This is a genomic window from Nitratireductor sp. B36, from assembly GCF_020833685.1.
GTDB lineage: Bacteria > Pseudomonadota > Alphaproteobacteria > Rhizobiales > Rhizobiaceae > Nitratireductor.
Genome location: NZ_JACKZY010000002.1, coordinates 553,634 through 568,703 on the forward strand (window position 1 = coordinate 553,634; position 15,070 = coordinate 568,703).

At 59.1% G+C, this 15,070-nt stretch carries 13 protein-coding genes; 7 read left to right on the forward strand and 6 right to left on the reverse strand.

The features are described from left to right. Positions 1–2: 2 nt before the first annotated feature. On the forward strand, positions 3–2,216 hold the full coding sequence (locus H7H48_RS09310) for a copper-translocating P-type ATPase (protein ID WP_229448774.1): 2,214 nt from the start codon (positions 3–5) through the stop codon (positions 2,214–2,216). Between the two features lie 22 nt (positions 2,217–2,238). On the opposite strand, the gene H7H48_RS09315 is transcribed toward H7H48_RS09310, so the two are convergent. Next, the gene (locus H7H48_RS09315; RefSeq protein WP_229448775.1) at positions 2,239–4,620 is read right to left on the reverse strand and encodes an EAL domain-containing protein; all 2,382 of its coding nucleotides are present in this window, start codon (positions 4,618–4,620) and stop codon (positions 2,239–2,241) included. A gap of 218 nt (positions 4,621–4,838) precedes the next feature. On the opposite strand from H7H48_RS09315, the gene dnaG reads away from it, so the two are divergent. The 5 genes from dnaG to H7H48_RS09340 all read left to right on the forward strand — a co-directional run bounded on the left by dnaG (position 4,839) and on the right by H7H48_RS09340 (position 10,871). Beyond that, positions 4,839–6,776 (forward strand): DNA primase, encoded by a 1,938-nt coding sequence (dnaG, locus tag H7H48_RS09320; protein ID WP_229448776.1) that lies wholly within the window; start codon positions 4,839–4,841, stop codon positions 6,774–6,776. A gap of 358 nt (positions 6,777–7,134) precedes the next feature. Then, positions 7,135–9,132: an RNA polymerase sigma factor RpoD gene (gene rpoD, locus H7H48_RS09325; RefSeq protein WP_229448777.1), complete on the forward strand. Its 1,998-nt coding sequence runs from the start codon at positions 7,135–7,137 to the stop codon at positions 9,130–9,132. Between the two features lie 116 nt (positions 9,133–9,248). Beyond that, positions 9,249–9,668 (forward strand): secondary thiamine-phosphate synthase enzyme YjbQ, encoded by a 420-nt coding sequence (locus tag H7H48_RS09330; protein ID WP_229448778.1) that lies wholly within the window; start codon positions 9,249–9,251, stop codon positions 9,666–9,668. 82 nt (positions 9,669–9,750) lie between these two features. Beyond that, positions 9,751–10,044, forward strand: a complete 294-nt coding sequence (locus H7H48_RS09335; RefSeq protein WP_229448779.1) for an HlyU family transcriptional regulator — start codon at positions 9,751–9,753, stop codon at positions 10,042–10,044. A 113-nt stretch (positions 10,045–10,157) separates the two neighbouring features. Next, the gene (locus H7H48_RS09340) at positions 10,158–10,871 is read left to right on the forward strand and encodes a DUF599 domain-containing protein (RefSeq protein ID WP_229448780.1); all 714 of its coding nucleotides are present in this window, start codon (positions 10,158–10,160) and stop codon (positions 10,869–10,871) included. 11 nt (positions 10,872–10,882) lie between these two features. Here H7H48_RS09340 and H7H48_RS09345 read toward each other — a convergent pair whose 3' ends face one another. Continuing rightward, entirely contained in the window at positions 10,883–11,479 is a 597-nt protein-coding gene (locus H7H48_RS09345) for a TetR/AcrR family transcriptional regulator (RefSeq protein WP_229448782.1), read from the reverse strand. A 135-nt stretch (positions 11,480–11,614) separates the two neighbouring features. On the opposite strand from H7H48_RS09345, the gene H7H48_RS09350 reads away from it, so the two are divergent. After that, positions 11,615–12,040, forward strand: a complete 426-nt coding sequence (locus H7H48_RS09350) for a VOC family protein (RefSeq protein ID WP_229448784.1) — start codon at positions 11,615–11,617, stop codon at positions 12,038–12,040. Positions 12,041–12,111: 71 nt separating this feature from the next. Here the strand turns inward: H7H48_RS09350 and H7H48_RS09355 are convergent, their stop codons facing one another. The 4 genes from H7H48_RS09355 to H7H48_RS09370 form a co-directional block, all read right to left on the reverse strand. Beyond that, positions 12,112–12,546 (reverse strand): peptidylprolyl isomerase, encoded by a 435-nt coding sequence (locus H7H48_RS09355; RefSeq protein WP_229448785.1) that lies wholly within the window; start codon positions 12,544–12,546, stop codon positions 12,112–12,114. Between the two features lie 270 nt (positions 12,547–12,816). Next, on the reverse strand, positions 12,817–13,236 hold the full coding sequence (locus H7H48_RS09360) for a glyoxalase/bleomycin resistance/extradiol dioxygenase family protein (RefSeq protein ID WP_229448787.1): 420 nt from the start codon (positions 13,234–13,236) through the stop codon (positions 12,817–12,819). 91 nt (positions 13,237–13,327) lie between these two features. After that, positions 13,328–14,581 (reverse strand): RNA polymerase sigma factor, encoded by a 1,254-nt coding sequence (locus tag H7H48_RS09365; RefSeq protein ID WP_229448788.1) that lies wholly within the window; start codon positions 14,579–14,581, stop codon positions 13,328–13,330. Continuing rightward, positions 14,578–14,964, reverse strand: coding sequence for a YciI family protein (locus tag H7H48_RS09370; protein ID WP_229448789.1), 387 nt, complete (start codon positions 14,962–14,964; stop codon positions 14,578–14,580). The genes H7H48_RS09365 and H7H48_RS09370 overlap by 4 nt, the downstream gene beginning before the upstream one ends. Positions 14,965–15,070 lie beyond the last annotated feature (106 nt).

Here is a 15,070-nt window from a genome sequence, read left to right on the forward strand (position 1 = left end):
GGATGGCTGACGACCAGAAACATCATGCGCACCGGGCGCACGGGGCGCACGGCAGCTGTGACAAGCCGGCGTCTGGTGAAAAGAAAGCCGCGCCGCAGGGAACCAAGTATACCTGTCCGATGCACCCGCAGATCGTGCGTGACCAACCAGGATCCTGCCCGATCTGCGGTATGGCCCTTGAACCCATGGGGGTTGCAGACGGGGAAGGACCAAATCCGGAGCTGGTGGACTTTACCCGCCGTTTTCAGGTTAGCGCTTTTTTGGCCATTCCGCTCCTCTTGGTCGCCATGGGGCCGATGGTGGGGGTGCCTTTTCGACACTGGATCGGAGAGCAGGCGGCCGTATGGCTCGAGTTCGTGCTGGCCACTCCAGTTGTTCTTTGGGCGGCGCTTCCATTCTTTCGCCGCGGTTACGAATCTTTCCTCAATCGCAGCCCGAACATGTGGACCCTGATCTCCATAGGCGTTGGAGCGGCCTATGCTTATAGCGTGGTGGCGACGTTCGCGCCGGGCCTCTTCCCCGCCCAATTTCGGGGCGAGGGGGGAGCCGTGCCGGTTTATTTCGAGGCTTCGGCGGTCATCGTTGCATTGGTTTTCCTTGGTCAGGTGCTGGAGCTGCGGGCGCGGGAGCGAACTGGTTCAGCCATCCGCGCGTTGCTCGATCTTGCTCCCAAAACAGCACGACGCCTCAAGGAGGATGGGGCCGAAGCGGATATACCGCTTGAAGAGGTTCGTGTCGGGGACCGGCTGCGGGTCCGCCCCGGTGACAGTGTGCCGGTCGATGCCATGGTCGAAGAGGGGCGGTCGTCGGTTGATGAATCGATGATCACGGGCGAGCCGGTTCCGGTTGAAAAGTCAGAGGGTGATCCGGTGACTGGCGGAACCATCAACAAGAACGGCACGCTGATTGTGCGGGCGCAGCGCGTCGGCTCGGAGACTGTGCTTTCGCAAATCGTTGACATGGTCGCCAAGGCGCAGCGTTCCCGCGCGCCTATCCAGGGCCTTGCCGATCGGGTTTCCTTCTATTTCGTGCCAACTGTTGTGCTGGTGGCAATACTGGCTTTCGTCGTCTGGGCTCTGTTCGGACCAGAACCCTCAATGGTTTTCGCGATAGTCTCTGCGGTTTCGGTGCTCATCATTGCCTGCCCCTGTGCGCTGGGACTGGCAACTCCGATGTCGATCATGACAGCGACGGGACGGGGGGCGCAGAGCGGTGTACTGATCAAGGACGCCGAGGCGCTGGAACGGTTCGCCGGTGTGGACACGCTCATCGTCGACAAAACGGGGACGCTGACTGAAGGACGTCCCAGACTAACAGACGTCGTCGTGGTCGGAACGTTGGACGAGAAGCAGCTTTTGATGTTCGCTGCCAGCCTGGAGAGGGGATCTGAGCATCCCTTGGCTGAAGCGATCGTCGCCGGCGCGGAAGATCGTGGCATTGGGCTTGAAAAGGTCAGCAATTTTGATGCGGTCACCGGCAGGGGGGTGGTCGGTCGGGTCGCCGGTCGCCAAGTGGTGCTCGGGAACAAGGCGATGATGGAACGGGCCGGAGTCGCGATCGAGCGTTTGATGGAGCGCGCTGATGCGCTTCGTGCGGAAGGCAAGACGGCGATGTTCGTATCCGTGGATGGCGAGGCGTCGGGTCTGGTCGCTGTGGCCGACCCGGTCAAGGAAACTACCTCTGATGCCATTCGTAAGCTTCACGAACTCGGGTTGAACATCATTATGGCGACGGGTGACAACGAACGAACGGCGAAAGCGGTGGCCGCGCGGCTGGGTATTGATGAAGTGCGGGCCGATATGTTGCCGGAGGATAAGCAGAAGCTGATTGAGGAACTACGAGAAAGAGGTGGTCGCGTTGCGATGGCCGGTGACGGGGTGAATGACGCGCCCGCACTTGCTGCTGCCGATGTCGGGATTGCTATGGGGACGGGCGCTGATGTGGCAGTGGAAAGTGCCGGGATAACGTTGGTGAAGGGTGACTTGAAGGGGATCGTGCGCGCTCGCGCGCTTGCTCAGGCAACGATTCGCAACATCAAGGAGAACCTCTTCTTCGCCTTTGTCTACAATGCTCTAGGTGTTCCGATCGCGGCCGGCATACTTTATCCTGTCTTCGGCACCCTGCTGTCACCGATGATTGCCGCAGCCGCAATGAGCCTGTCCTCCGTTTCGGTCATAGCGAATGCGTTGCGGTTGCGTACTGTCAAGCTTGGATAGGGTTTGCTGCAGCCCCTAGGGGTCACGCGGCGTTGGCATCCGTGCTTTCTTCTTTCGTGCGGACGCCATCTTCGCGCAGCTCCTCGAGCGGGCTTGGGCGTCCCAGATAATAGCCCTGACCGATCTGGCACAATTCATTCGCAAGGAAGCTTAATTCGCCCGAGGTTTCGACACCTTCGGCCAGGACCGGGAGGCCGAGACCACGGCCGATGCCCAGCACCGCGCGAACGATGGTGGCAGCCTGTTCGTTTGTATCGACCTGCCGAATGAAACTTCCATCGATCTTGATCTTGTCGAAGGGGAAAGCGCGTAGATTGGAGAGCGAGGAATAACCCGTCCCGAAATCGTCCATTGCCACGCGGATTCCGAGTGTTTTCAACTGACGGAGTGTGGTCAGCGCGCGATGCATATCGCGGACAAGAGCGGTCTCGGTGATTTCAATCTCAAGGCGATGCGGTGACAACCCGGTCTCAAGCAGGATGCGATGAACCGTTTGAGCGAAGTTCACGCTGTGAAGCTGGATCGCTGAAACATTTACCGCGACCATCAGGTTGCTTTTCCAGCCAACGGCGGCCTGGCACGCTGTCTTGAGAACCCATTCACCGATCGGAACGATGGCGCCGCTTTCTTCTGCCACAGGGATAAAAATACCGGGCGAGACGTTGCCTCTTTCGGGATGGTGCCAACGCAGAAGCGCCTCGTAGCCGATCAGTTCGCCGCTATCGAGCTTTTTCTGAGGCTGATAGACCAGGTGAAATTCGTTGCGGGTCACTGCATGGCGCAATTCGTGTTCCATTATTCTGCGGGAACGGGCTTCGATGCCCATGGCGTGTTCGTAGAATCTATAGGTGTCGCGTCCTTCGGATTTGGCGCGGTAAAGTGCCGTGTCGGCGTGGTTGATCAGTGTCTCCTGATCCTGAGCATCGCGTGGATACAGGGCAATGCCGATGCTGGTTGACATCAGACCGTCGCTGCTTGCCCGCGCGTTCTCTGCCCGGAAAGCTTCAAGCACCCGTTCGGCGAGTGTTGCCGCGTCCTTCTGATTGGAGATACCAGGAGCGATGATGGCAAACTCGTCACCACCGAGACGTGCCAGCATTTGCCCCTCGCTCAGAACGCTGCCGGCGTTGTCTGCGACCTTGCGCAGCATCGCATCACCTGCGGCGTGGCCGAACAGATCGTTGACCTCTTTGAACCGGTCAAGGTCAAGGCACAGCAACGCTATCGACTTTCCATCGGCGAGTGTTGCCATCTCTTTTTCAAGCTGGGCTGTGAAGCTCCGCCTATTGGGCAGATTGGTCAGCGTATCGTTCATCGCCAGGCGACGGATGTCGGCTTCTGCCTTCTTCCGCTCGAAGAGGTCGCGTACCGCAATCACGGTATGCGGTTTGCCGCTGTAGTCGATGGTTCGGGAAAGAAGCTCAACCGGTCTGCTCGTTCCATTGGCGTTCTCGAGCGTGGTTTCCCAGACAGGTTCTTCGGCATTGGCGCCGTCGAGCTGGATGGCGCCGAACAGCGTCGTAAAATCCATCCCCACCAGTTCCTCGATGGTCCGCCCACATAATCTTGCCAGGCTCTGATTGGCTGTAACGATAACTGTATCATCACAAACCAGAAGACCTTCGAAGGCAGCGTTGGCGAGGCCACGCATCCGGCGTTCCTCCGCGACGGCACGCCGCTTGTCACGAATGTCTACCCAGAGGGCCAAAGCCGTCAACGCGAAGATCAGCACGGCTGCGAGAGACACTGCAGCTGCCAGAATTGTGGAAGGAACGGAAAATTGGGAAATGGTGATGGCTGGATCAGGAATGATCGAGGCGGCGCCCATCGCTGTGAAATGCATGGTGCAGATTGCAACGGTCAGCGTCAGGCTCGCCAGGAAGTTTCGTGTCTGCGAGGTTCGTGCGAGAGCAATCTGGATGGCGAGGGCACCAAGAACAACACCGGCGATCACGGAGGCTGCCACCAGCACCATGTTCCACTCAAGCCGTCCCTCGACTTCGAACGCGATCATGCCGGTAAAATGCATCACTGCAATTCCACCTCCGATGATCGACCCTCCAACGAGTTGATGGTCCCTGGTGGGGCGTGCCGTGGCAACGGACATTCCCAGACCGCTACACAAGATTGCAAGGATCAGGGACAGGGCCGTAAGCGGGACGTCATATGCCGTGGGCATGCCGGGGGAGAAGGCCAACATGGCGACGAAGTGCGTGGCCCAGACACCAAAACCGAAGCAAATGGCGGCTACTGTCGTCCATAAGAGGCGGGTTTGGCCCGTCGATTTGCGCAGATGCCTAAGAAGCGTCACCGCCGCAAACGAGGCGATCGCCCCCAGAACGCCAGCCAGCACAACCAGCCGGAGATCGTGTTCATTGACAATGCAGTTGTAAACCGTAAGCACGTGTACCGCCATCCTGATGCTTGCAATGCCGGCCTTGTTGGCCGGTCCGTATCCAATCGATCTCCGGGGTTTAGCATCTGCGCTTGAACAATCGGTTAAGTTGTATGATGGGCGGCTCCCTCTCTTGTCTTTTCCGGCTGTGAATACCGTGAAGAAGCCTCTTCAAGAGTCGCGGTCGCCGACGATCGTGCTTATATGATCCGGTAGGCAGGATAAAAATGCGCTTTCCGAACTCCTTTCTCGATGAACTCCGTGACCGCGTGCCCATATCGCAGGTGGTGGGAACGCGCGTCACGTTCGATCGCAAGAAGACAAATGCGTCGCGTGGAGATTACTGGGCGTGCTGCCCCTTTCATGGAGAGAACACACCGAGTTTTCATTGCGAAGACAGGAAGGGGCGCTACCATTGCTTCGGTTGCGGGGTTTCGGGAGACCACTTCCGATTTCTGTCAGAACTCGATGGCATTGGTTTTCCAGAAGCCGTGGAGCGGGTGGCCGACATGGCTGGCGTGCCCATGCCGCAGCGCGATCCGCAGGCCGAGCGGCGCGAGCAGCAGCGCGCGTCCCTGTCTGACGTCATGGAGATGGCGGCGGGTTTCTTTCAGAGCATGCTGCAGGAGCAACAGGGGGCGGAAGCGCGCGCCTATTTGCGCGGACGGGGGCTTTCCAGCGCTACTCAGCAGGCTTTTCGCATTGGCTTTGCTCCTTCCAGCCGGAATGCCCTCAAGGAATACCTGGCTGGCAAAGGGGTAACAAAGGACCAGATCGAGGCTTGTGGTCTTGTTGTGTTCGGCCCCGATATACCGGTTTCCTATGATCGCTTCCGTGACCGGATCATGTTTCCGATCGAGGACGCCAGAGGGCGTGTGATCGCTTTCGGCGGGCGCGCCATGTCGAAAGACGTGCCGGCCAAATATCTGAATTCCCCCGACACCGAGCTCTTCCACAAGGGAACGGTCCTTTACAATCTCGCCCGCGCGCGACGGTCGGCAGCCAAGGGCACCCCCGTGATCGCGGTGGAAGGCTATATGGACGTGATCGGGCTCGCACAGGCTGGCTTCGAGAATGCCGTTGCGCCATTGGGCACAGCCTTGACCGAGAATCAGCTGGATCTCCTTTGGCGCATGTCAGGAGAGCCGGTTCTGTGTTTCGACGGGGACGAGGCTGGCTTGCGGGCCGCCTGGCGTGCGGCAGATCTCGCGCTGCCGCTTGTGCAGCCGGGGAAAAGCCTGCGCTTCGCGCTCCTGCCTGAGGGCAAGGATCCCGATGATCTCGTGCGGGAGGAGGGGCCTGATGCGTTTGCTGCAGTTCTTGCCGGAGCGCGGCCGCTTGCCGATATGCTTTGGATGCGAGAGACGTCCGGCAAAGTGTTCGACACTCCAGAACGCCGGGCCGAACTGGAGCGCAACCTGCAGGCATTGACGGGGCGGATCGGTGACGAAAATCTGAGGCGCCATTACAGTCAGGACATGAGGGAGCGCGCGCGTGCTTTCTTTGGCGGAAACCAGGCGCAACGCGGCGGTGGGCGCGGGTTCCGTGATGGTGGCACAGGAGGACGAAGCCGCGGCTTCGGTGGGCGCCCTGGTGGCGCATCCGGGCGATTGGCTGTCTCGGAGAGCCTCGCCCGTTCTGCGCTTGTTCGCAGCTCATCACCGACGATGCCGCTGCGTGAGGCAACGCTTCTTGTTTCGCTCGTCAACCATCCGCCCTTGATTGATGAGTATTTCGATGCGCTGGATCAGATGCTTTTGGCTAGCGCTGATCTCGGGCGGTTGCGCATGTCGATCCTCGATGCAGTCGCGCATAATCCGGCGCATGATCGCGAGGTTCTTCTGCGAAAGATCGAGGCGGATGGGCTTCTTCCAATCTGGCAGCAGGCCGAAGCGCGGGTGAAGTCCGCCTATATGTGGCCAGCGCTCGAAAATGCTGCGCTGGATGACGCTCGGGAAGCCTTTGCACAGACGCTCCACTTGCACCGGCGCGCAGGCTCTCTACATAAGGAGCTTAAAGCGGCCGAACTGGCGCTCGCCAATGACTGGAATGAAGAGGATGCGCGGCACTTGGTGGAAATCCAAGCCGAGCTGAGCAATCTGCAGGCAACCGAAGCGCTCATCGAAGGCTTTGGTATTCTATCGGGGCGTGCGAATCGGTCCTGACGACGAAGGCGCATCGCTGTGGGGTTTCGGTCTGTGAACGTCGAAAAAGCACCTGAATCACTGTTTGATTCGCTTTTTTGACACAAATCACCATGCTTCGCCTTGACGCCGCGTCGGAATACAGGAATCAGGATCGATTCGAGAATGAGCCGTGCTGCCGCGGAAGATCGGACAGCACGCAAGAACAAGATACCGAAATTGGACGAGACAGGGAGTCCACCTAAGTATCAGGGTTAATCCGGCATTAACGCGGCCAGCGCTAGATCACGAATCAGGTTGCGAAATGCCGCGACGGACAGCCGTTGCAGCGGCGGCGACGGGGTGGCATGGAACCCCGCTCGGTTGGAGAAGGCAAAGCATGGCGACAAAAGAGAAGGAAGAGGTCGAAACTGAACGTGAGGGCTCCGATGGTCCCTTGCTCGACCTCTCCGACGACGCAGTCAAGAAGATGATCAAAGCCGCCAAGAAGCGCGGCTATGTGACGATGGACGAGCTGAATGCCGTCCTTCCTTCCGGCGAAGTCAGTTCCGAACAGATCGAAGACACGATGGCGATGCTCTCGGATATGGGCATCAATGTGGTGGAAGAAGATGAGGTCTCGGAAGACAATGATTCCAGTGATAGCGAGGAAGGCGGCGAGCTGACCACGCAGTCGGGAACCGCTGTCGCGACGACCACGAAGAAAGAGCCCACAGATCGCACCGACGATCCCGTGCGTATGTATCTGCGCGAGATGGGTTCGGTGGAGCTTCTGTCGCGCGAGGGCGAAATCGCCATTGCGAAGCGCATTGAGGCCGGCCGCGAAACGATGATCGCGGGGCTTTGCGAGAGCCCGCTGACCTTCCAGGCGCTGATCATCTGGCGTGACGAACTGAACGAAGGCAAGATCCTGCTGCGCGAGATCATCGATCTTGAGGCCACTTATGCGGGCCCAGAAGCAAAGCAGGCGCCGGTCGTCCAGCGTCCCGATGAAGAAAACAAGCCGGCGGCTGAAGAAAAGCCAAAGCGTACCCGCGGTGACGACGTCACGGACGTGGGTGGTGAAGGACAGCCGGAGGAAGAGGACGACGAAGAGGATGAAGCCAATCTGTCGCTCGCCGCGATGGAGGCTGAACTCAAGCCCGGTGTCATGGAGACGCTGGACTTTATCGCCGACACCTACAAGAAGCTGCGCAAGCTGCAGGACCAGAAGGTCGAGTCGAGCCTCGCCGACGGCGATAGCCTGTCCAGCAGCCAGGAGCGACGCTACAAGCAGTTGAAGAGCGAGCTGATCACCTCGGTGAAATCTCTGTCTCTCAACAATGCGCGTATCGAGACTCTGGTCGAGCAGCTCTACGACATCAACAAGCGTCTCGTGCAGAATGAAGGTCGTCTGCTGCGGCTTGCCGAAAGCTATGGCGTCAAGCGCGAGTCGTTCCTCAAGGAGTATCAGGGCTCGGAGCTCGATACGAACTGGACCGAGCGTGTTGCGACGCTTTCCGGCAAGGGCTGGAAAGAGTTTTCGAAGAACGAGGCGAAGGCGATCGAGGATCTGCGGGCCGAGATCCAGAATCTTGCGCAGGAGACCGCGATCTCCATCGGTGAGTTCCGACGCATCGTGAACCAGGTGCAGAAGGGTGAGCGGGAAGCGGCCATCGCCAAGAAGGAGATGGTCGAGGCCAATCTGCGCCTCGTGATCTCCATTGCCAAGAAGTACACGAACCGGGGCCTTCAATTCCTGGATCTGATCCAGGAGGGCAATATCGGCCTGATGAAGGCGGTGGACAAGTTCGAGTATCGTCGCGGCTACAAGTTCTCCACTTATGCGACCTGGTGGATCCGGCAGGCGATCACGCGTTCGATCGCTGATCAGGCCCGCACGATCCGCATTCCGGTTCACATGATCGAGACGATCAACAAGATCGTGCGCACTTCGCGCCAGATGCTGCACGAGATCGGGCGTGAGCCGACGCCTGAAGAGCTGGCCGAGAAGCTCGCCATGCCGCTCGAAAAGGTGCGCAAGGTGCTGAAGATCGCCAAGGAGCCGATCTCGCTCGAAACGCCTGTGGGCGATGAGGAGGATTCGCATCTCGGTGACTTTATCGAGGACAAGGGTGCGGTTCTGCCCATCGATGCGGCCATTCAGGCAAACCTGCGTGAGACGACGACGCGCGTTCTTGCCTCGCTGACACCGCGCGAGGAACGCGTGCTGCGCATGCGTTTCGGCATCGGCATGAACACCGATCACACGCTGGAGGAAGTTGGTCAGCAGTTCTCGGTGACGCGTGAGCGTATCCGCCAGATCGAAGCGAAGGCGCTGCGCAAGCTCAAGCACCCGAGCCGGTCGCGCAAGTTGCGGTCGTTCCTCGACAGCTGATCGACAGTCCATTCCGATCGAGAAGAGCCGGGCGAGGAGCCCGGCTTTTTCTTTGCGTTTTGGGCGGAACGGCCAACCCGCTTGACAGGCTGGCCTGACCCGGGCACCACGACACGATGCAACAACGGCTGCTTTCCGTTTCGACATCAGGTCCGGGTCTTTACGAGTTCACCGATCAGGTGGACCTGTTCGTAAGGCAAGCTGGGATTGATGCCGGCCTGCTTACGGTCTTTGTTCGTCACACCTCTTGTTCGCTGATCATTCAAGAGAACGCGGATCCGGATGTGTCACGCGACCTGCAGACCTTTTTTTGCAGGCTCGTGCCGCCATCCGATGATGCGTCGATGACCTGGGTGACGCATCGTCTGGAAGGGCCCGACGACATGCCTGCTCATATAAGGGCGGCGCTGACACAGACCTCCATCGGCATACCGGTGATGAACGGCCGCCCGGGCCTCGGAACCTGGCAGGGCATTTACCTTTATGAGCACAGAAGACAGCCGCATCGCCGAGAGGTGATTCTTCATCTGGCCTGAGCAAAACGCTGAGTTCCGGTTTCGCTGGCAGTCGGGTAGGGTTAAGTTGCTATAGAGTTTTGACAGTGAGGGGAGTACGGGCATGTCATTCCTGAAGCGCCTGTTCGGAGGAGGAACGGACACATCCACCGCGGGGGAAGGAAAGCCGGTAGGGGATGCTGTTGAGCACAAAGGTTTCATGATCCAGCCCACTCCGTTTTCTGAAGGCGGCCAGTTTCAGACTTGCGCGGTGATCTCCAAGGAGGTGGATGGCGTTCGCAAGGAGCATCGACTCGTTCGGGCAGATCGCTTCCCAAGTGCAGATCTCGCCGCAGAGCAGGCGATCCGCAAGGGACGGCAGGTGATCGATGAGCAGGGTGACCAGATTTTCAGCTGATCCGGTCGTCCTTTGCTCTTTATGCGCCTTCACACAGCAATGGCTGACTGGACCAACAGCGAGGCTTCGGTCAGACTTGCAGTCTGTGATCTACAGGCTGAAAGGCATTTACATTGACGCTCGCAGCTTCGCTCTTTCCCATCTTTTGCTGGGGGTTCTACACCGTTTTTGCCAGCTGGTTGGAAAAGCGCCGGCCCTCATTGTCCATCATCATGGGAGCGCAGCGCCATCGGTGGGTGCGCAACGCGGTGCATCGCGAGACACCGATGGATGCCATCCTGTCGGGCAATTTGATGGGAGCGGTGTCATTTTTCGCGTCCACAACCGTGCTGATCATTCTGGCCATCATCGCTGTGTTCGGGCAGATCAGTGCTGTGGTGGAGGCAGTGTCCGTCATGCAGCCGACGCTGGATATCTCGAAAGCGGCCGTCGAGCGGCATCTGGTCCTGTTTCTGGTGATGTTCGTGATGGCATTTCTATCCTTCACGCTGTCGCTGCGGCAGTTCAACCACTTCTGCATCATGCTCGGCGCAGCGGACGAGGCGGATGAATGCGACCCTGAGGAAATCTATGTCATGGCCGCGCTCAACACCATCGCGGCACGCAATTTCAATCAGGGTATTCGGGCCTACTATTTCTCATTGGGTATGATCGCCTGGTTCGTCTCCGTGTGGGCGGCTATCGGCGTCAGTGTTTTGCTGTTTGCGTCGATACTCTACCGAGAATTCTTCTCCGCGGCCCGTGAACTGGTGGCGGGTCTCAAGGTTGAGGTCACCAATCCTGCACAGAAGGGGATGGCCAGGAAGAGGAACTCGGACAAGCCATAGACTGCCCACGCCTATGGCGTGGGAACCAGCCCCTCAATCAGCCCAGCGAGAGCTGTACGGTAGGGTTCGGCATCCGCACCAGCGTCAATAGCCAGCGCTGCCCGATCGAATGCCGCGCCTAGCAAGCCGGTAAGTGCATCGAGCGGCAGATCGCGGATCTGGCGGGCCTTGATGGCGGCCTCCAGCCCCTGCTTCAAGGTTCTGTTGCCGTGGCGGTTGTCCACCTCATCCATTCCGCTTCTTCCGAGAACAGCAGGACCATCAAGCAGCAAGAGGCGTGTGCGTCCGGGCGCAGCCATCGCTTTCAGATAGGCTTCGCCGCCTTCGATCAAGGCGATAGTGGCGGTCGAAGATGTGGTTGTGTGCCTCTCGATTTCATCCGCCACTGTGCTCGCTTCACGTTCAACCACAGCGGCAAACAGAGCCTGTTTGTCCGCGAAATGATGATAGAGCGCTCCCCGCGTGACACCGGCCTCCCGGGCGATCTCCGGCGTCCCCGTCTCCGCATAGGACTTGTCCACGAAAAGACGCCGCGCGGCCTCGATGAGCCTCTCGCGTGTTTCATCACTGCGCTCGCGGTTGGAGCGCCGACCTGTTTCCTGTTGCATACATGCAGCCTGTATGTTATTTATCAATACATGCAGTCTGTATGTTTATAGCGGCGGTCGCTGATTGCAAGTGTTTTGGGCGTCGCGGGAACAAGGCATGCAGTTGTGTCCAACGCGTCAACAGGAACCACACCGATGAAAACCACCAGCTATTACCCGGTTGTCATGACGGAAAAAGTCGCCGAAACCGCAGCGTTTTACTGCGCCCATTTCGGCTTTCATCCGGCGTTTGAGGCGGACTGGTATGTCCATCTTCAGTCAAGCAGCGACCCAAGCGTCAATCTCGCCATACTGAACGGAAACCACGCGACCGTGCCGGAGAGCGGCAGGGGTCAGGTGTCAGGTCTGATCCTGAATTTTGAGGTCGATGATGTAGACACCGAATATGAGCGGCTGAAAGGAGCCGGGCTTCCAATGCTGCTGGAACTGCGTGACGAAGCGTTCGGGCAACGTCACTTCATCACTGCCGATCCTAATGGTGTGCTGATCGACATCATCAAGCCGATCCCACCCTCTGCGGAGTTTGCAGATCAATATTCGCCTGATGCCGTTCCCCAGTAGGGTTGCTGGTGAAGGGAGATCAGATTGGAAGCCGCGGTGCGATTGCACCAGCGGCTTCCGCACTGTCGTGATCAGGCGCCAACGATTTCGACGACTTCAATGTCAAAAATCAGATCGTGTCCGGCCAGCGGATGATTGGCGTCCACCGTGATTTCATCATCACCCACGCCAACCACGGTAAGGGAAATCTGGTTTCCGTCCTGCGTGGTGGCCTGGAGGTTGGAGCCCACCTTTACGTCCAGCTCCGGGGGCAATGCCGAACGTGGCACGGCCTGAACCTGGTTTTCGTCTCGGGCACCGTAGGCCTCAGCCGCGGGGATGTTGAGCGTGCCGCTCTCACCCTGCTTCATACCCTGGATCTGCCGGTCGAGGCCGGAGATTATCTGGCCGCTGCCTACCTTGAACTCGAGTGGTTCGCGTCCGGCCGAGGAATCAAACTGCGTGCCGTCGGCCAGCTTGCCTGTGTAATGGATGCGCACGACATCGCCGCTTTTGACCTGGCTCATGTCTGTCTCTCAATCGCTTTCGTGTGAGAAGATGTTGACGCGGCATAGCGCTCTGCGTCGGCGAACAGGGATGTGGCAACGCCTCTCTTTCCCTTGTCGACACAGCCTAGTGCGTGCGGGGCACTCCTGTAAAGCGATGGAAGACAAACGGCCGGGGATGTTTTGTCCCCGGCCGCCTTCCGCAGCGTGGAACGGCCCTGGGGCTTGGGGAGCACCTGGGGTGGGCCAAGCGCCGCGAAAGAGCGTGTGTCTTGCAGAAACCGAGCGCCTTTATTTGCCGACGATCGCCCAGGCCACACCAAAGGGATCGACGAGTTGCCCATAGCGATCCCCCCAGAACATCCGCTCCAGAGGCATTGTTACCTTCATGCCGGCGCCCACCGCGCGTGCCCACCAACCGTCGACATCGTCAACGTTCAGGGTCAGCGTGTACCCGGCATGTTCCTGCAGAGGCTGGCCATACTCAGGGTAAGCGTCGCACAGCATGAGCGACCCGCCGTGAACGTAGAGATGAATGTGCATGGTGCGGCCATTGTCGTCTTCCGGTTGTCGGAAAACCTCTTTTGCCGCCAGGGCCTGTTTGTAGAATTCGGCGGCTTTTGATGCGCCATCGACGATGAGATAAGGGACTACACCACCCAGAACCTCGGGCATCTCCTGTTCATCTGCAACGTTGTGGGTTTCGGACATGATTTTCTCCTAATAGCAAGCCCGCGATGTCGGGACTTGTCATCAGGACGAATAGTGGTGGGCAACTCCGACAGGCCTACCGATTTTTTGTTCAATCCACCCGGTTCTTCACGGCCAGGCGGTCAAGATGCTGACGTATATGCGCAGCTTCGGCTGGCGTGCGCGCTAAAGCTATGGCGCGGGCAAACGCTTCGCGGGCTTCTTCCGCACGACCGATTTCGCTCAGATAGGCACCGCGCACACCATGATAATAAAAATAGCCGGAAAGGCGCTCTGCAAGCGGCGCGATCAATTGCAATGCAGTTTCGGGCCCGTGCGTTTTGGAGACTGCAACTGAGCGGTTGAGCGTGATGACGGGTGACGGAGTCTGGCTTTCCAGCATCTGATAAAGAAGGTCGATTTCTTCCCAGTCGGTTTCCTCCGGCGTGCGGGCGCGGGCGTGAAGCGCCGCGATCGCCGCTTGTATCTGGTAGGAGCCGGGCCGTCCGTGACGCAGAGCCTTGTCCACCAGGGCCAATCCCTCTTCAATGCCGGTGCGGTTCCAGAGCGAGCGGTCCTGGTCATCAAGCAGAACGGCGTTGCCATCCGCATCTGTGCGGGCGGCGCTGCGGGCATGCTGGAGAAGCATGAGGGCGAGGAGACCCATGATCTCGGGTTCGGAGGGGAAAAGCCTCAACAACAGGCGGGCAAGCCGGATCGCTTCATCGCATAGCGAGGCGCGTACGACGTCTGTGCCGCTGGTCGCGGAATATCCTTCGTTGAAGACCAGGTATATCATCGCAGCGACCGCACCGAGCCGCTTCGAGCGCTCGACGGCATCGGGGGCCGCAAAGGGTACATTGGCCTCGGCGACCCGACGTTTGGCGCGGGTGATGCGCTGTTCCATTGCCTTTTCACCAACCAGAAAGGCGCTGGCGATCTCTCGCACGCTCAGACCGGAAACAATACGCAACGCAAGCGCCACCTGCTGGGTTGCGGGGAGGTCGGGGTGACAGCACACGAACATCAGCCGAAGAATGTCGTCGCGGTAGTGCGCATCGTCCAGCCGCTCTGCCATGTCGCCTTCGACATCGTCGAGGTCCGATATCCTGTCTTCGGGGGGAAGAGCGGTGTTGCGACTGTCCCGGCGAACACCGTCTAGCGCTGCATTGCGGCCGACGAAAATCAGCCAGGCGGTCGGGTCGCGCGGCGGGCCCTTAAGGGGCCAATTCTTCAAAGCCCGCAGACATGCTTCCTGAAAAGCCTCCTCGGCCCGGTCGAGATCGCGGAAATAACGCAGAAGCGCGCCCATAGCCTGCGGGCGCGCGCTGGTCAGTGCATTCTCGATCCAGGCCAGTTCGGTCATTTGGCGGACGGTTCCCTTTCAGGCAGGTTGCCTTTCTCAAAAATCTGTACCGGACGGATCTCGAAGGTCACGCTCTCGCCTTCCTTCATGCGTTTGGCGAAATCGACAACCTCTTCCAGGTTCTCGCAATCGACGACGTAGAAGCCGAGTAACTGTTCCTTGGTCTCTGCGAAGGGGCCATCGAGCACCAGGTGCTCGTTGCCGGAAGCGCGGAGCGTCGTTGCCGCTGAAGTGGGCATCAACCGGATTGCCGGCCCCATACGGTCCGTATCGACAAGCTCCTTCTGAACCCGCCGACGCTTGGCAAGCACTGCATCGTCCTCTTCCCGGGACCAGGACATGACGACGTCTTCATTGTGATAGCAGAGAATCGCGTAGAGCATTCCGGTTCCTTTCTCGATTGGAAGACGGCGAACCTTGCCGCATTCCGACACGATGCGTCGAGAAAATTGTGGGACGGATGGTGCAAAGCCATCCACCGGAATATTG

Bases quoted from the DNA above. Each gene is read 5' to 3' on its own strand.
- H7H48_RS09360 (WP_229448787.1), bottom strand. From the start codon at position 13,236: ATGTCCGAAACCCACAACGTTGCAGATGAACAGGAGATGCCCGAGGTT.
- H7H48_RS09355 (WP_229448785.1), bottom strand. From the start codon at position 12,546: ATGAGCCAGGTCAAAAGCGGCGATGTCGTGCGCATCCATTACACAGGC.
- H7H48_RS09370 (WP_229448789.1), bottom strand. From the start codon at position 14,964: ATGCTCTACGCGATTCTCTGCTATCACAATGAAGACGTCGTCATGTCC.
- H7H48_RS09310 (WP_229448774.1), top strand. From the start codon at position 3: ATGGCTGACGACCAGAAACATCATGCGCACCGGGCGCACGGGGCGCAC.
- H7H48_RS09365 (WP_229448788.1), bottom strand. From the start codon at position 14,581: ATGACCGAACTGGCCTGGATCGAGAATGCACTGACCAGCGCGCGCCCG.
- dnaG (WP_229448776.1), top strand. From the start codon at position 4,839: ATGCGCTTTCCGAACTCCTTTCTCGATGAACTCCGTGACCGCGTGCCC.
- H7H48_RS09345 (WP_229448782.1), bottom strand. From the start codon at position 11,479: ATGCAACAGGAAACAGGTCGGCGCTCCAACCGCGAGCGCAGTGATGAA.
- rpoD (WP_229448777.1), top strand. From the start codon at position 7,135: ATGGCGACAAAAGAGAAGGAAGAGGTCGAAACTGAACGTGAGGGCTCC.
- H7H48_RS09335 (WP_229448779.1), top strand. From the start codon at position 9,751: ATGTCATTCCTGAAGCGCCTGTTCGGAGGAGGAACGGACACATCCACC.
- H7H48_RS09330 (WP_229448778.1), top strand. From the start codon at position 9,249: ATGCAACAACGGCTGCTTTCCGTTTCGACATCAGGTCCGGGTCTTTAC.
- H7H48_RS09350 (WP_229448784.1), top strand. From the start codon at position 11,615: ATGAAAACCACCAGCTATTACCCGGTTGTCATGACGGAAAAAGTCGCC.